Below are 14393 nucleotides of genomic sequence, written 5' to 3'. Positions count from 1 at the left end.
CTGGCGCAAAATCAGGCGTTTTCGCGCCGGCGATTGCCGCCAGAAGCGTCGCCTTCAGTGGCGCGACGTTCAGACGCCATTGGATCATGCTCGAGGATTTCGCCCTTGAAGATCCAGACCTTCACACCACAAATCCCGTAAGCGGTCTTTGCTTCCGCGGTGCCGTAATCGATGTCGGCGCGCAGCGTATGAAGCGGCACCCGGCCCTCGCGGTACCATTCGGTACGGGCGATCTCCGCGCCGCCGAGACGGCCGCCGCAGGTGATCTTGATGCCTTCTGCGCCAAGACGCATGGCCGACTGGACCGAACGCTTCATGGCGCGGCGGAACGCGATGCGGCGCTCCAGCTGCTGGGCGATCGACTGGGCAACCAGGGTTGCGTCAACTTCGGGCTTGCGCACTTCAACGATGTTGAGGTGTGTTTCCGAGTTGGTCATTTCCGACAGCTTGCGGCGCAGCTTCTCGATGTCCGCACCCTTCTTGCCGATGATCAGGCCAGGACGGGCAGCGTGAATCGTGACGCGGCACTTCTTGTGCGGGCGCTCGATAACGACCTTGGAAATGCCGGCCTGCTTGAGTTCGGCCAGAAGATACTTGCGGATCTTCAGGTCTTCGTGAAGCAGCTTGCCGTATTCGGCATTGTCGGCGAACCAACGGCTGTCCCAGGTACGGTTAATGCCGAGGCGGAAACCGATTGGATTGATTTTCTGACCCATTAGGCGGCCTCCCCTTTGGCTTCCACTTCACGCACCACGATGGTGAGGTGAGCGAACGGCTTCTCGATGCGCGAAGAGCGACCGCGGCCGCGGGCATGGAAACGCTTCATGACGATCGACTTACCCACGTAAGCCTCGGCAACAACCAGCGAGTCGACATCGAGATCGTGGTTGTTTTCGGCGTTTGCGATTGCGGATTCAAGCGTCTTCTTGACGGTCGAAGCGATGCGCTTGCGCGAAAACTCAAGCTCGGCCAGCGCCTTGTCAACCTTCTTGCCGCGAATGAGGGCAGCGACCAGGTTGAGCTTCTGCGGGCTGATGCGAAGCGTGCGGGCTATTGCCTGCGCTTCGTTGGTCTTGAGCCGGCGTTCGGTTTTTGCCTTGCCCATGGTTACTTCCTCTTCGCTTTCTTGTCGGCGCCGTGGCCATAATAGGTCCGCGTCGGGGAATATTCGCCAAACTTCTGGCCGACCATGTCCTCGGACACGTTGACCGGAATGTGCTTGCTTCCGTTGTAGACGCCGAACGTCAGGCCGACGAACTGCGGCATGATGGTGGAGCGGCGGCTCCAGGTTTTGATCACTTCATTGCGGCCGCCTTCGCGAACCTTCTCAGCCTTCTTGAGAAGATAGCCGTCAACAAACGGACCTTTCCAAACTGAACGAGCCATTGGAGACTTCCTCTCTTACTTCTTGCGCTGGTGGCGCGAGCGCATGATGAACTTGTCGGTCGACTTGTTCGAGCGCGTGCGCTTGCCCTTGGTCGGCTTGCCCCATGGGCTGACCGGATGACGACCGCCGGATGTACGGCCTTCGCCGCCGCCGTGCGGGTGGTCGACGGGGTTCATCGCAACACCGCGGACATGCGGGCGCTTGCCCTTCCAGCGGGAGCGGCCTGCCTTGCCGTCGTTGATGTTGAGGTGGTCGGGGTTGGATACCGCGCCAACGGTGGCAAGGCATGCACCCTGAACCAGACGCTGCTCACCCGAGTTGAGACGCAGGATCGCCATGCCCTGGTCGCGGCCGACCAGCTGGGCGTATCCGCCTGCCGAGCGGGCGATCTGACCACCCTTGGCCGGCTTCATCTCGATGTTGTGGACGATCGTACCGACCGGCATGAACTGAAGCGGCATGCAATTGCCCGGCTTCACGTCAACCGCCTTGTCCGACGAGATAACCTTATCGCCTGCAGTCAGACGCTGCGGCGCGAGAATGTAGGACTTCTCGCCATCGGCATAGGTGATCAGCGCAATGAATGCGGTCCGGTTCGGATCGTATTCCATCCGCTCCACGGTGGCTTCAACGCCGAACTTGCGACGCTTGAAATCAACCATGCGGTAGGTGCGCTTGTGACCGCCACCGATCGACTGTGCGGTAACACGGCCGGCGTTGTTGCGACCGCCCTTGCTGTGAAGGCCCTGGGTCAGCGACTTGACCGGCTTTCCGCGATGAAGACCCGAACGATCAACGATGACCAGCTGGCGCTGGCTCGGGGTCGTCGGATTGTAACTTTTCAGTGCCATTTTCCTGTTCCCTTTTGGGGGCTTGCTTCCGCGCGGCCCTTACAGACCGGTGGAGACGTCGATCGACTGACCTTCGGCAAGCGTCACATACGCTTTCTTGACGTCGGTCTGGCGACCGGCGATGCCACGGAAACGCTTGGTCTTACCCTTGCGTACCAGCGTGTTGACAGCCGTTACCTTGACACCGAACAGCGCTTCGACAGCAGCCTTGATCTCAGGCTTGGAAGCACGTCGGGCAACATTGAAGACAACCTGGTTCTGATCGGACACCAGCGTCGACTTTTCGGTGATCGCCGGCGAGACGATCACATCATAGTGGCGAAGATCCGTCATTTGAAGCGCTCCTCCAGAGCAGCGACAGCGTCCTTGGACAAGACAAGCTTGCCGCGGCGCAGGATGTCGTAAACATTGATGCCGTGGACCGGCAGCACATCCACGTTCGGAATGTTCTTGGCCGCAAGGCGGAAATTCTGGTCAAGCTCGGCGCCGCCGATAAACAGCGCGTTGGTCAGACCCAGCTTCGACAGCGAACCTGTCAGCGCCTTGGTCTTGGCCTCGGCTGCGGACAGATTGTCGACAACGATGATGTCGGACGACATTGCCTTGGCCGACAGCGCATGACGCAGGGCAAGCGCACGAACCTTCTTGGGAAGGTCATGAGCGTGGCTGCGAATGACCGGACCGTGGGCCCGGCCACCACCACGGAACTGCGGGGCGCTTGCAGCGTGGTGACGGGCGCGGCCCGTTCCCTTCTGCTTGAACATCTTGGCGCCGGTGCGGGCCACTTCGGAACGGCCGAGGGTCTTGTGACCGCCCTGCTGCTTCTTGGCGAGCTGCCAACGCACGATGCGCTGGATTAGGTCCTGGCGCGGCTCGAGACCGAAGATCGCATCGGAAAGCGAAATCTTTCCTGCGTCCTTGCCCTCGAGAGTGGTGACGGTGAGATCCATTATTCGGCTCCCTCATTCGATACGGTGGCTGCAGCGCGGATGGCTGCAGGAAGAGGCGCATCAGCCGGGATGCCGGACTTGACGGCGTCACGAACGACGATCCAGGTGCCCTTGGAACCCGGTACCGCGCCCTTGATCAGGATCAGGCCACGGTCGGCATCGGTCGAGACAATCTCGAGGTTCTGCGTGGTCACGCGGGTCTGCCCCATGTGACCTGCCATCTTCTTGCCCTTCCAGACCTTGCCCGGATCCTGGTTGGAACCGGTCGAGCCGTGCGAACGGTGCGAAACCGACACACCGTGGGTGGCGCGAAGACCGCCAAAGCCGTGGCGCTTCATGGCGCCTGCAAAGCCTTTACCCTGGGTGATACCGGAGACATCGACCAGCTGGCCGGCAACGAAGTGCTCGGCAGTGATCTCGGCACCGACATCGATCATGTTGTCAGAGCTCACGCGGAACTCGACCAGCTTGGCCTTGGGTTCGACATTGGCGATGGCGAAGTTGCCGCGCATGGCCTTGGACGTATTCTTAACCTTGGCAACGCCGGCGCCGAGCTGAACGGCGGTGTAGCCGTTCTTTTCTTCGGTCCGCTGGGCCACCACCTGGCAGTTTTCCAACCGCAGGACGGTTACGGGGACATGCTCGCCGGCGTCGTTGTAGACCCGCGTCATTCCCAACTTTTGTGCAATCACACCTGAACGCATCGGTTCAATCCTCTTGAGATGAGCCTGTCGGGGCCTAGCCCCTTCATGCCTCGTTCCCTGTCTTTAAGGCTCAGGGCCTTAAAGCTTGATTTCCACATCTACACCTGCAGCGAGATCCAGCTTCATGAGCGCATCTACGGTCTGCGGGGTAGGATCAACAATATCGAGAAGGCGCTTATGAGTGCGCATCTCGAACTGCTCGCGGCTCTTCTTGTCGATGTGCGGCGACCTGTTGACAGTGAATTTTTCGATCCGTGTCGGCAGCGGCACCGGGCCACGTACGCTTGCGCCGGTCCGCTTTGCCGTCGACACGATTTCACGCGTGGAGGCGTCAAGGATCCGGTGGTCAAACGCCTTGAGGCGGATGCGGATGTTCTGGCCGTTCATTCGACTTGTCCTTGCTTGTGTGAGAACCGCATGGTCCGGGAGACCCGGACCATGCGCCCTGACCCAGTTTTGTTACTCGATGATCGTAGCGACGATGCCGGCGCCGACGGTGCGGCCGCCTTCGCGGATGGCGAAGCGCAGCTTCTCTTCCATCGCGATCGGCACGATCAGCGAAACTTCAGCCGAGATGTTGTCGCCCGGCATCACCATTTCAGTGCCTTCCGGCAGCGTCACGATGCCCGTCACGTCGGTCGTGCGGAAGTAGAACTGCGGACGGTAGTTGGTGAAGAACGGCGTGTGACGGCCACCCTCTTCCTTGGTCAGGATGTAGGCTTCCGCGGTGAACTTGGTGTGCGGCTTGACCGAACCGGGCTTGCACAGAACCTGACCACGCTCGACGTCCTCACGGCCAACGCCGCGAAGCAGTGCGCCGATGTTGTCGCCGGCCTGGCCCTGGTCGAGCAGCTTGCGGAACATTTCAACGCCGGTGCAGGTCGTCTTCTGGGTGTCGCGGATACCGACGATCTCGATTTCCTCGCCAACCTTGACAACGCCACGCTCGACACGGCCGGTCACAACGGTACCACGACCCGAGATCGAGAACACGTCTTCGATCGGCATCAGGAACGGCTGGTCGATCGGACGCTCAGGGGTCGGGATGTAGTCGTCAACGGTCTTCATCAGAGCGCGGATCGCGTCTTCGCCCTGGGCCTTGTCGCCATCGTTGAGCGCCACAAGCGCCGAGCCCTTGGTGATCGGAATATCGTCGCCCGGGAAGTCGTAGGACGAAAGCAGCTCGCGCACTTCCATCTCGACCAGCTCAAGCAGCTCCTCGTCGTCGACCTGGTCGACCTTGTTGAGGAACACGACCAGCGAAGGAACGCCAACCTGACGGGCAAGCAGGATGTGCTCGCGGGTCTGCGGCATCGGGCCATCGGCAGCCGAAACCACCAGGATCGCGCCGTCCATCTGCGCCGCGCCGGTGATCATGTTCTTCACATAGTCGGCGTGGCCGGGGCAGTCGACGTGGGCGTAGTGACGCGCTTCGGTCTCATACTCGACGTGAGCCGTCGAGATGGTGATGCCGCGGGCCTTTTCTTCCGGCGCTGCGTCGATCTGGTCGTAGGCCTTGAAGTCACCGAAATACTTGGTGATCGCAGCCGTCAGCGATGTCTTGCCGTGGTCAACGTGACCAATCGTGCCGATGTTTACGTGCGGCTTGTTGCGCTCGAACTTACCCTTTGCCATCTTCGGCTCTCCATTCTCTTCAGCCCGTTGCGGGCAATTTACAGTTTCGGTCTCCGGTCCGGGCCGCGTCTTCAGACACCGGCCCGGCAGTCCGGCAAATTATGCGTATTTCGCCTGGATCTCCTGGGAGACATTCGACGGCACGGCCGCGTAGTGATCAAAGACCATCGAGTACTGCGCACGGCCCTGGGACATGGAACGCAGCGTATCGACGTACTTGAACATGTTGGCCAGCGGAACGTGGGCATCGATGACCACGGCAATTCCGCGCATTTCCTGGCCCTGGATCTGGCCACGGCGTGAGTTCAGGTCGCCGATCACGTCACCGACGTAATCTTCTGGTGTCACAACCTCGACCTTCATGATCGGCTCGAGCAGCTGCGGACCCATGAACTTCGAGTTTTCGCGGAAGCAGGCACGACCGGCGATTTCGAAGGCGAGGACGCTCGAGTCCACATCGTGGTAGGCGCCGTCGATCAGGGTTGCCTTGATGCCGAGCATCGGGAAGCCAGCAAGCGGCCCGGAGTTCATCACGCTGTCGATGCCCTTCTGGACACCCGGGATGTATTCCTTCGGCACCGAACCACCAACAATCTTCGATTCGAAGATGAACTCTTCGGTCTCGTCGTTCGGCTCGAAGCGGATCTTGACGCGGGCGAACTGACCCGAACCACCCGACTGCTTCTTGTGGGTGTAATCGGCTTCGTAAGCCTTGGTGATCGATTCACGGTAGGCGACCTGCGGAGCACCGACATTGGCCTCGACCTTGAACTCGCGACGCATACGGTCAACGAGGATGTCGAGGTGCAACTCACCCATGCCCGCGATGATCGTCTGGCCGGACTCCTCGTCGGTCTTGACGCGGAACGAAGGATCCTCGGCAGCCAGGCGGTTGAGCGCGAGGCCCATCTTTTCCTGGTCGCCCTTGGTCTTCGGCTCGATGGCGATCTGGATCACCGGCTCGGGGAATTCCATGCGCTCGAGGATAACCGGCTTGAGCGGATCGCAAAGCGTATCACCCGTGGTGGTTTCCTTGAGACCTGCAAGCGCCACGATGTCGCCTGCAAATGCTTCCTCGATGTCCTCACGGGAGTTCGAGTGCATCTGCAGCATGCGGCCGACGCGCTCACGCTTTTCCTTGACCGTGTTCTGAACCGACGAGCCCTTCTCGAGCTTACCGGAATAGATGCGGGCGAAGGTGAGCGAACCAACGAACGGGTCGTTCATGACCTTGAAGGCCAGCATCGACAGCGGCGCATCATCGGACGCTGTACGCGTGGTCTCTTCTTCAGTCTTGACGTCGATGCCTTCGATGGCAGGAACGTCAATCGGGCTCGGCAGGTATTCGACAACGGCGTCGAGCAGCGGCTGAACACCCTTGTTCTTGAAGGCGGAGCCGCAGAACATCGGGAAGAACTGCACGGCAATGGTGCCCTTGCGGACCAGCGCGCGGATCTCGTCATTGTCAGGCATTTCGCCTTCCAGATAACGCTCCATCGCAGCTTCGTCGGCCTCGACCACGGTCTCAATGAGCAGTTCGCGGTATTCCTCTGCCTTCTCCTTGAGATCGGCAGGGATTTCAACCACGTCCCACTGCGCGCCGAGCGACTCGTCACGCCAGACAATCGCATTCATCTCGATGAGGTCAACAACGCCCTTGAATTCCGTTTCAGCGCCGATCGGCAGCTGCATGACGACAGGGGTTGCGCCAAGCCGGGACTTGATCATCGACACGGAGCGATAGAAATCGGCGCCGGTCTTGTCCATCTTGTTGCAGAAGATCATGCGCGGGACGTTGTACTTGTCGGCCTGGCGCCAGACAGTCTCGGTCTGCGGCTCAACACCGGCATTGGCGTCGAGCAGCGCAATCGCGCCATCAAGCACGCGCAGCGAACGCTCGACTTCAATGGTGAAGTCAACGTGGCCGGGAGTGTCAATGATGTTGAAACGGCACATCTTGCCGGTACGGCCCTTCCAGAAAGTGGTGGTCGCAGCAGAGGTGATCGTGATGCCACGCTCCTGCTCCTGCTCCATCCAGTCCATGGTGGCTGCACCATCATGCACTTCGCCGATCTTGTGCGACTTGCCGGTGTAGTAAAGAACACGCTCGGTGGTCGTGGTCTTGCCGGCGTCGATATGCGCCATGATGCCGAAGTTACGGTAGTCTTCGATTGCGTATTCGCGGGCCATCTTGAATGCCTTTCGAGAACGGTTCTTTGATTACCAGCGGTAATGCGAGAATGCGCGGTTGGCGTCGGCCATCTTGTGGGTGTCTTCCCGCTTCTTGACCGCGCTGCCGCGATTGTTGGCCGCATCCATGAGCTCGCCCGAAAGGCGCTCGATCATGGTGGTCTCGTTGCGCTTGCGCGCAGCGGCGATCAGCCAGCGAATGGCAAGAGCCTGGCGGCGCTCGGGACGCACATCGACCGGCACCTGATAGGTTGCACCACCGACGCGACGCGAGCGGACTTCCACGTGCGGCGCGACATTGTCGAGAGCCTGATGAAACTGGGCGACCGGCTCCGACTTGGAACGCGTTTCAACCTGATCAAGGGCACCATAGACGATCTGCTCGGCAACTGATTTCTTGCCGTGCATCATGATGGCGTTCATGAACTTGGTGATGACCAGATCGCCGAACTTCGGGTCCGGGTTGATCTCACGCTTCTCTGCACTGTGACGTCGTGACATGCTTTTCGTCTTTCAACTGATGGGTCGAAACGGATTGCCGCGCACCCTGCGCGGCAGCCCGACACAATTACTTCGGACGCTTGGCGCCGTATTTCGAACGACGCTGCTTGCGGTTCTTGACGCCCTGGGTGTCGAGAACGCCGCGGATGACGTGGTAACGCACACCCGGAAGGTCCTTCACGCGGCCGCCGCGGATCATGACCACGGAGTGTTCCTGAAGGTTATGCCCCTCACCCGGGATATAGCCGATCACTTCATAGCCGTTGGTCAAACGGATCTTTGCAACCTTACGAAGCGCCGAGTTCGGCTTCTTCGGGGTCGTGGTGTAAACGCGGGTGCAAACGCCGCGCTTCTGCGGATTCTGCTCCAGCGCGGGAACTTTGTTGCGCTTTACCGGCGCCTGGCGCGGCTTGCGGATCAGCTGGTTTACAGTTGGCATGTAACCATCCCTTTAGAATTCATGTTTCGCCCTCTCAGGCACCATGCCCGCAAACCGTATGCGCAAAACGAGGGCCGGATCCGGTTTTGCCGGAGGGCCCAAAAAAGCAGAGGACACAATAGGCCGTGTCATGCGTGCAGCATTGTCAGTTCACAGTGCAGTAAGAAACCGTGTTTGAGACAAGTTCCAGGACGTGTCGTCCCGAAGAAAAGCGCCTCACATCGGTCTCGGTGGCCGGTAACTACTGATTTCCCCGCATGGCGTCAAGGCCATGGGCGAAATAATCGTCACCATCGGCTGACAGGGGCTCCGCGGCGCAAAGGCGCGAAAGAAAATTGCGGCGCATCGGGGCATCCGCGGAGATTCATTGCCCGCCTGGCTCATCGCGGTCTCTGCACTACCAGTTTTTCGGCCGGCGGCAACCGATGGATCGGCGAGTCGGGCGAATCTCCCCAGAAGAATCAGGAATCAACGCTTTCGAACCAGTCCGATGAGAAACAGCAGAATCACGGCACCGATGGTGGCGTGGATGATGGAACCAACGATTCCGCCGCCAATCGACACGCCGACCATAGGCAGGACCAGACCGGCGACGAAGGCTCCTACAATGCCGACCACCATGTTGCCGATCAGGCCAAAGCCAAAGCCTTTCATGATGATACCGGCAAGCCAGCCGGCGACGGCGCCAATGAGAAGAAAAACAATCAGACCCTGAATACCCATGATGTACCTCTCCGTACTGAAAGCCCGTACTGCTCGCGGGAAGACAATCACTGTGCAGCCCCATACGAGACTGAGCGCATGTCTCTGCGAGGCCTGTGCTTCACCGCACTTCATGGAAACATGAATAACATCGGCCATCAACCCGGCTTCAGCTCTCCCCAATCATCTCGGCCCACATATGGTGCGTGAAAGACTGGTCGGGGCTGCCTGCCTCGCCAGATATCGGCACGCGTGTTCATTCAGACTGTCGTTCCAGCGGCAAACCGGGAACAGGGCAGTAAATCCCCTGCCCGGCGTTGTGTTTGCGCGGAACGCATGGGAATAAGTCGTTCAAACACCGACCCTGAAAGGATGGCCAGATGAATTCAGACAATGACAATGCCCGGGATGGCGGCGACGCGGCGACGATCTTCATCATCATCGGCCAGGTCAGCCAGGAAAAGGGCGGCGACATGGCGCCGGTCCATGTCATGCTGGGGGCCCCCGACGAGGACACCGCCGTCCGGCTTTGCCTTGACGCGCTTTCCGCCAAGGGATTTGCCGAAGCGGACCTCGACCAGATCGGGTTGATGCAGGGCATGCCGGATGAAGAGCCGCATGCCTCGGCCTATCAGGGTGCGCTTGAGGGCGAAGTCGCAGTCATTGCCTTTGACCAGTCCGGCAACGGACGCTGAACCAGGCTGAAACGTCGGCGCCTGGCGCCTGTTTCCATTCCCGCAACGCAAAAGGCCGCCCCGAAAGGCGGCCTTTTTTTCATGTCTGAGATCTTCCTGACTATTCGGCAGGTGACGGTTCTTCCTTGGCCATGTCGGTCAGCATCGGAGCCGCTGTTTCCGCACCCGAGGTCTTGCGACGCTCGTCCAGGATCAGATCGTCGCGCGAGGTTGCGATGCGACGGATCTGGGTCATGGTTCCGCCGGTACCGGCCGGCACCAGACGACCGACGATGACGTTTTCCTTGAGACCCTGCAGGGTGTCGACCTTGCCCGCAACCGCGGCTTCGGTGAGCACCTTGGTGGTCTCCTGGAACGATGCCGCCGAGATGAAGGACGGGGTCTGCAGCGACGCCTTGGTGATGCCGAGCAGCACCGGCACGCCGTAAGCAGGCTTGCGGCCTTCCTCGACGAGACGGTCATTGGCATTGTCCAGCTCGATCTGATCGACATTGTCGCCGACGATATAGACGGAATCGCCGGATTCGGTGATCTCGACCTTCTGCAGCATCTGCCGGACAATCACTTCGATGTGCTTGTCGTTGATCAACACGCCCTGCAGTCGGTAGACTTCCTGGATCTCGTTGACGAGGTAGGACGCAAGTGCCTCCACGCCCTTGATCGCCAGGATGTCGTGCGGCGCAGGGTTGCCATCCAGGATGTAGTCGCCCTTCTCGATGTAGTCGCCATCCTGAAGATGGAACGGCTTGCCCTTCGGGATGAGATACTCGACGGGCTCGACGCCATCTTCCGCAGGCTCGATCTGGATCCGGCGCTTGTTCTTGTAGTCGCGACCAAAGCGGATGGTACCATCAATCTCGGCGATGATGGCGTGATCCTTCGGACGACGGGCCTCGAACAGTTCCGCAACCCGCGGCAGACCACCGGTGATATCCTTGGTCTTGGCGCTTTCGAGCGGCACACGGGCGAGAACATCGCCCTGGCTGACCTTGGCGCCGGGTTCGACCGACAGGATCGCATCGACGGAGAGCTGGAAGCGGGCTTCACCGCCACGGCCCAGCTTGGCGATCTCGCCATCCTTGCCCTTGATCACGATCGCAGGCTTGAGATCGGTGCCACGCGGCGTCGAACGCCAGTCGATGACCTGACGCTTGGTGATGCCGGTGGCCTCGTCGGTGGCCTCGAGAACCGAGATGCCGTCGACGACATCTTCGAATTCGACGGTGCCTTCGACTTCGGTCATCATCGGGCGGGTATACGGGTCCCACTCGGCCAGACGCTGGCCGCGTTTGACCGCATCGCCGTCATCGACATAGATCTTAGAACCGTAGGCGACGCGCTGCGAGGAACGCTCGGTGCCGGCTTCATCCAGGATCTGGATCGCCATCGAACGGCCCATGGCAATGAGATTGCCATCGGAGTTGCGCAGCATGTTGCGGTTCTTGATGCGGACCGTACCCTCATAGGAGGCTTCCAGGAACGACTGGTCAACCACGGTGGCGGTGCCGCCAAGGTGGAAGGTACGCATGGTCAGCTGGGTACCCGGCTCACCGATCGACTGCGCGGCGATGACGCCGACAGCTTCGCCAATGTTGACGGGCGTACCGCGAGCAAGGTCGCGGCCGTAGCAGGTTCCGCAGATTCCGGTCTGGATTTCGCAGGTCAGCGGCGAGCGGATGCGTACCGACTGGATGCCTGCGGCCTCGATATCAACCACCTGGGCTTCATCGATCATCGAGCCGGCCTTGACGATGAGATCGCCGGTGACCGGATGATTAATGTCGTCAAGCGTGGTGCGGCCAAGGATACGCTGACCAATGGATGCCACCACCTGACCGGCGTCGACGATTGCCGTCATGGTCAGGCCTTCGGTGGTGCCGCAATCGACATGGGTGACGATGCAATCCTGCGCAACGTCGACCAGACGACGGGTCAGGTAACCCGAGTTCGCCGTCTTCAGCGCGGTGTCGGCGAGGCCCTTACGTGCGCCGTGGGTCGAGTTGAAGTACTCGTTCACGGTCAGGCCTTCCTTGAAGTTCGAGATGATCGGGGTCTCGATGATCTCGCCCGACGGCTTGGCCATCAGGCCGCGCATGCCGCCCAGCTGACGCATCTGGCTCGGCGAACCACGCGCACCGGAGTGGCTCATCATGTAGATCGAGTTCATCTGCTTCTGGCGGCCGTTGTCGTGGAACTCCACGGACTTGATGCGCGCCATCATCTCATCGGCAACCTTCTCGGTGGCCTTGCCCCAGGCGTCGACAACCTTGTTGTACTTTTCGCCCTGGGTGATGAGCCCCTCGTTGTACTGCTGCTCGTATTCCTTGACCAGGGCATCGGTGTCGCCAACGATCTTCGCCTTGGTGTCCGGGATCACCATGTCGTCCTTGCCGAACGAGATGCCGGCGCGGCAGGCATGGCCGAAACCGAGCTGCATGATGCGGTCACAGAAAATGACCGTGTCCTTCTGACCGCAGTGGCGGTAGACGGTGTCGATCATCCGGGAAATGTTCTTCTTGGTCATTTCCTGGTTGCAGATGTCGAAGGAGACATTGACGTTACGCGGCAGCAGTTCGCCGATGATCATGCGACCAGGCGTGGTCTCGTAGATCTTCGATGTCGGATTGCCGTCCGCGTCAACGCTCTTGAAGCGTCCCTTGATCTTGGTGTGCAGGGTGACGACCTTGCTTTCGAGAGCGTGGTGCAGTTCACCCATGTCGGAGAACACCATGCCCTGCCCCGGCTCGTTCTCAGCCTGGATCGAAAGATAGTACAGACCCAGCACCATGTCCTGCGACGGCACGATGATCGGTGCGCCGTTGGCGGGGTGCAGGATGTTGTTGGTCGACATCATCAGCACGCGTGCTTCAAGCTGGGCTTCGAGCGACAGCGGCACGTGAACGGCCATCTGGTCGCCGTCGAAGTCGGCATTGAACGCAGTACAGACGAGCGGATGAAGCTGGATAGCCTTGCCTTCCACCAGGGTAGGCTCGAACGCCTGGATGCCCAGACGGTGGAGCGTCGGCGCGCGGTTCAAGAGAACCGGATGCTCGCGGATGACCTCGTCGAGGATATCCCAGACTTCCGGCTTTTCCTTTTCAACCAGCTTCTTGGCCTGCTTGACGGTCGAGGAATACCCCTTGGCGTCAAGACGGGCATAGATGAACGGCTTGAACAGCTCGAGCGCCATTTTCTTCGGCAGGCCGCACTGGTGCAGCTTGAGTTCCGGTCCGGTCACGATGACCGAACGGCCGGAATAGTCGACGCGCTTGCCGAGCAGGTTCTGGCGGAAACGGCCCTGCTTGCCCTTGAGCATGTCGGAGAGCGACTTCAGCGGACGCTTGTTGGCGCCGGTGATGGTGCGTCCGCGGCGGCCGTTGTCGAACAGCGCGTCAACGGCTTCCTGCAGCATCCGTTTCTCGTTGCGGATGATGATGCCGGGCGCACGCAGTTCGATCAGCCGCTTGAGACGGTTGTTGCGGTTGATCACGCGACGGTAGAGGTCGTTGAGGTCGGATGTGGCGAAACGGCCGCCATCGAGCGGGACCAGCGGACGCAGGTCCGGCGGGATCACCGGCACGACCTTCATGATCATCCATTCCGGGCGGTTGCCGGAATCGAGGAAGCTTTCGACGATCTTGAGGCGCTTCATCAGCTTCTTGGACTTCAGTTCGGAAGTCGTGGAAGCCAGTTCGGTGCGCAGTTCACCGGCGATGCGCTCGAGGTCCATCGAGGCCAGCATCTCGTAAATGGCTTCCGCGCCGATCATGGCGGTGAAGCTGTCTTCGCCGAACTCGTCGACAGCAACCATGTAGTCTTCCTCGGAGAGAAGCTGATTCTCCTTGAGCGACGTCAGGCCCGGCTCGGTGACGATGTAGTTCTCGAAATACAGAACCCGCTCGATATCCTTGAGCGTCATGTCCATCAGTGTGCCGATGCGCGAAGGCAGCGACTTGAGGAACCAGATGTGGGCAACCGGAGCTGCGAGCTCGATATGGCCCATGCGCTCGCGGCGCACGCGCGAAAGCGTGACTTCAACGCCGCACTTCTCGCAGATGACGCCCTTGTACTTCATGCGCTTGTACTTGCCGCACAGGCATTCGTAGTCCTTGATCGGGCCAAAGATGCGGGCGCAGAACAGACCGTCGCGCTCAGGCTTGAATGTCCGATAGTTGATTGTCTCCGGCTTTTTGATTTCGCCGAAAGACCAGGAAAGAATCTTCTCGGGGCTGGCGATCGATATCCGGATGGAATCGAACGTCTGCGCCGGAACATTGTTGTTGAAAAGATTCATGACCTCATGGTTCATGCCTGTCTCCTTTTAGGGCTGTTCGCCCTT

15 protein-coding genes are annotated in these 14393 nt (G+C 60.1%); 1 reads left to right on the top strand and 14 read right to left on the bottom strand.

What is annotated here, in order from left to right; all coding sequences use genetic code 11:
• Positions 1-11: 11 nt before the first annotated feature.
• From rpsC to GTW23_RS18955, 13 genes are all read right to left on the bottom strand, one after another.
• Positions 12-716, bottom strand: a complete 705-nt coding sequence (gene rpsC / locus GTW23_RS19015) for a 30S ribosomal protein S3 (RefSeq protein WP_097109093.1) — start codon at positions 714-716, stop codon at positions 12-14.
• Positions 716-1105, bottom strand: coding sequence for a 50S ribosomal protein L22 (gene rplV, locus GTW23_RS19010; RefSeq protein ID WP_152009050.1), 390 nt, complete (start codon positions 1103-1105; stop codon positions 716-718). The genes rpsC and rplV overlap by 1 nt, the downstream gene beginning before the upstream one ends.
• Positions 1106-1107: 2 nt before the next feature.
• Positions 1108-1386, bottom strand: coding sequence for a 30S ribosomal protein S19 (rpsS, locus tag GTW23_RS19005; RefSeq protein WP_035528290.1), 279 nt, complete (start codon positions 1384-1386; stop codon positions 1108-1110).
• A gap of 15 nt (positions 1387-1401) precedes the next feature.
• Positions 1402-2238 carry a 50S ribosomal protein L2 gene (rplB, locus tag GTW23_RS19000; RefSeq protein ID WP_152009051.1) on the bottom strand — a complete coding sequence of 279 codons (837 nt, stop codon included), beginning with the start codon at positions 2236-2238 and terminating at the stop codon, positions 1402-1404.
• Between the two features lie 39 nt (positions 2239-2277).
• The gene (locus tag GTW23_RS18995) at positions 2278-2571 is read right to left on the bottom strand and encodes a 50S ribosomal protein L23 (RefSeq protein ID WP_152009052.1); all 294 of its coding nucleotides are present in this window, start codon (positions 2569-2571) and stop codon (positions 2278-2280) included.
• Positions 2568-3188, bottom strand: coding sequence for a 50S ribosomal protein L4 (rplD, locus tag GTW23_RS18990; RefSeq protein WP_152009053.1), 621 nt, complete (start codon positions 3186-3188; stop codon positions 2568-2570). Before rplD ends, GTW23_RS18995 begins: the two co-directional genes overlap by 4 nt.
• Positions 3188-3892, bottom strand: coding sequence for a 50S ribosomal protein L3 (rplC, locus tag GTW23_RS18985; RefSeq protein ID WP_152009054.1), 705 nt, complete (start codon positions 3890-3892; stop codon positions 3188-3190). Before rplC ends, rplD begins: the two co-directional genes overlap by 1 nt.
• 78 nt (positions 3893-3970) lie before the next feature.
• Positions 3971-4279, bottom strand: coding sequence for a 30S ribosomal protein S10 (gene rpsJ, locus GTW23_RS18980; protein ID WP_003547547.1), 309 nt, complete (start codon positions 4277-4279; stop codon positions 3971-3973).
• 72 nt (positions 4280-4351) lie between these two features.
• Positions 4352-5527: an elongation factor Tu gene (tuf, locus tag GTW23_RS18975; RefSeq protein WP_152009084.1), complete on the bottom strand. Its 1176-nt coding sequence runs from the start codon at positions 5525-5527 to the stop codon at positions 4352-4354.
• A gap of 99 nt (positions 5528-5626) precedes the next feature.
• Positions 5627-7717: an elongation factor G gene (gene fusA, locus GTW23_RS18970; protein WP_152009057.1), complete on the bottom strand. Its 2091-nt coding sequence runs from the start codon at positions 7715-7717 to the stop codon at positions 5627-5629.
• Between the two features lie 30 nt (positions 7718-7747).
• Entirely contained in the window at positions 7748-8218 is a 471-nt protein-coding gene (gene rpsG / locus GTW23_RS18965) for a 30S ribosomal protein S7 (RefSeq protein WP_152009058.1), read from the bottom strand.
• Positions 8219-8285: 67 nt separating this feature from the next.
• Entirely contained in the window at positions 8286-8657 is a 372-nt protein-coding gene (rpsL, locus tag GTW23_RS18960; protein ID WP_007197105.1) for a 30S ribosomal protein S12, read from the bottom strand.
• 468 nt (positions 8658-9125) lie between these two features.
• Complete coding sequence (locus GTW23_RS18955; RefSeq protein ID WP_152009059.1) at positions 9126-9380, bottom strand: GlsB/YeaQ/YmgE family stress response membrane protein; 255 nt, start codon at positions 9378-9380, stop codon at positions 9126-9128.
• A gap of 359 nt (positions 9381-9739) precedes the next feature.
• On the opposite strand from GTW23_RS18955, the gene GTW23_RS18950 reads away from it, so the two are divergent.
• Positions 9740-10054: a transcriptional regulator gene (locus tag GTW23_RS18950; protein WP_252916909.1), complete on the top strand. Its 315-nt coding sequence runs from the start codon at positions 9740-9742 to the stop codon at positions 10052-10054.
• 100 nt (positions 10055-10154) lie between these two features.
• On the opposite strand, the gene rpoC is transcribed toward GTW23_RS18950, so the two are convergent.
• Positions 10155-14363 (bottom strand): DNA-directed RNA polymerase subunit beta', encoded by a 4209-nt coding sequence (gene rpoC, locus GTW23_RS18945; RefSeq protein WP_152009061.1) that lies wholly within the window; start codon positions 14361-14363, stop codon positions 10155-10157.
• Positions 14364-14393: the final 30 nt, after the last annotated feature.

It is taken from the genome of Parahoeflea alexandrii, assembly GCF_024105735.1.
Classification (GTDB): domain Bacteria; phylum Pseudomonadota; class Alphaproteobacteria; order Rhizobiales; family Rhizobiaceae; genus Hoeflea; species Hoeflea alexandrii.
Note: the sequence above shows the minus strand (reverse complement) of the source record. Positions and strands in the feature narration are given on the sequence as shown.

Bases quoted from the DNA above. Each gene is read 5' to 3' on its own strand.
- GTW23_RS18995 (WP_152009052.1), bottom strand. From the start codon at position 2,571: ATGACGGATCTTCGCCACTATGATGTGATCGTCTCGCCGGCGATCACC.
- rplD (WP_152009053.1), bottom strand. From the start codon at position 3,188: ATGGATCTCACCGTCACCACTCTCGAGGGCAAGGACGCAGGAAAGATT.
- rpsL (WP_007197105.1), bottom strand. From the start codon at position 8,657: ATGCCAACTGTAAACCAGCTGATCCGCAAGCCGCGCCAGGCGCCGGTA.
- rplB (WP_152009051.1), bottom strand. From the start codon at position 2,238: ATGGCACTGAAAAGTTACAATCCGACGACCCCGAGCCAGCGCCAGCTG.
- rplC (WP_152009054.1), bottom strand. From the start codon at position 3,892: ATGCGTTCAGGTGTGATTGCACAAAAGTTGGGAATGACGCGGGTCTAC.
- rpsJ (WP_003547547.1), bottom strand. From the start codon at position 4,279: ATGAACGGCCAGAACATCCGCATCCGCCTCAAGGCGTTTGACCACCGG.
- GTW23_RS18955 (WP_152009059.1), bottom strand. From the start codon at position 9,380: ATGGGTATTCAGGGTCTGATTGTTTTTCTTCTCATTGGCGCCGTCGCC.
- tuf (WP_152009084.1), bottom strand. From the start codon at position 5,527: ATGGCAAAGGGTAAGTTCGAGCGCAACAAGCCGCACGTAAACATCGGC.
- fusA (WP_152009057.1), bottom strand. From the start codon at position 7,717: ATGGCCCGCGAATACGCAATCGAAGACTACCGTAACTTCGGCATCATG.
- rpsC (WP_097109093.1), bottom strand. From the start codon at position 716: ATGGGTCAGAAAATCAATCCAATCGGTTTCCGCCTCGGCATTAACCGT.
- GTW23_RS18950 (WP_252916909.1), top strand. From the start codon at position 9,740: ATGAATTCAGACAATGACAATGCCCGGGATGGCGGCGACGCGGCGACG.
- rpsS (WP_035528290.1), bottom strand. From the start codon at position 1,386: ATGGCTCGTTCAGTTTGGAAAGGTCCGTTTGTTGACGGCTATCTTCTC.
- rpsG (WP_152009058.1), bottom strand. From the start codon at position 8,218: ATGTCACGACGTCACAGTGCAGAGAAGCGTGAGATCAACCCGGACCCG.
- rplV (WP_152009050.1), bottom strand. From the start codon at position 1,105: ATGGGCAAGGCAAAAACCGAACGCCGGCTCAAGACCAACGAAGCGCAG.
- rpoC (WP_152009061.1), bottom strand. From the start codon at position 14,363: ATGAACCATGAGGTCATGAATCTTTTCAACAACAATGTTCCGGCGCAG.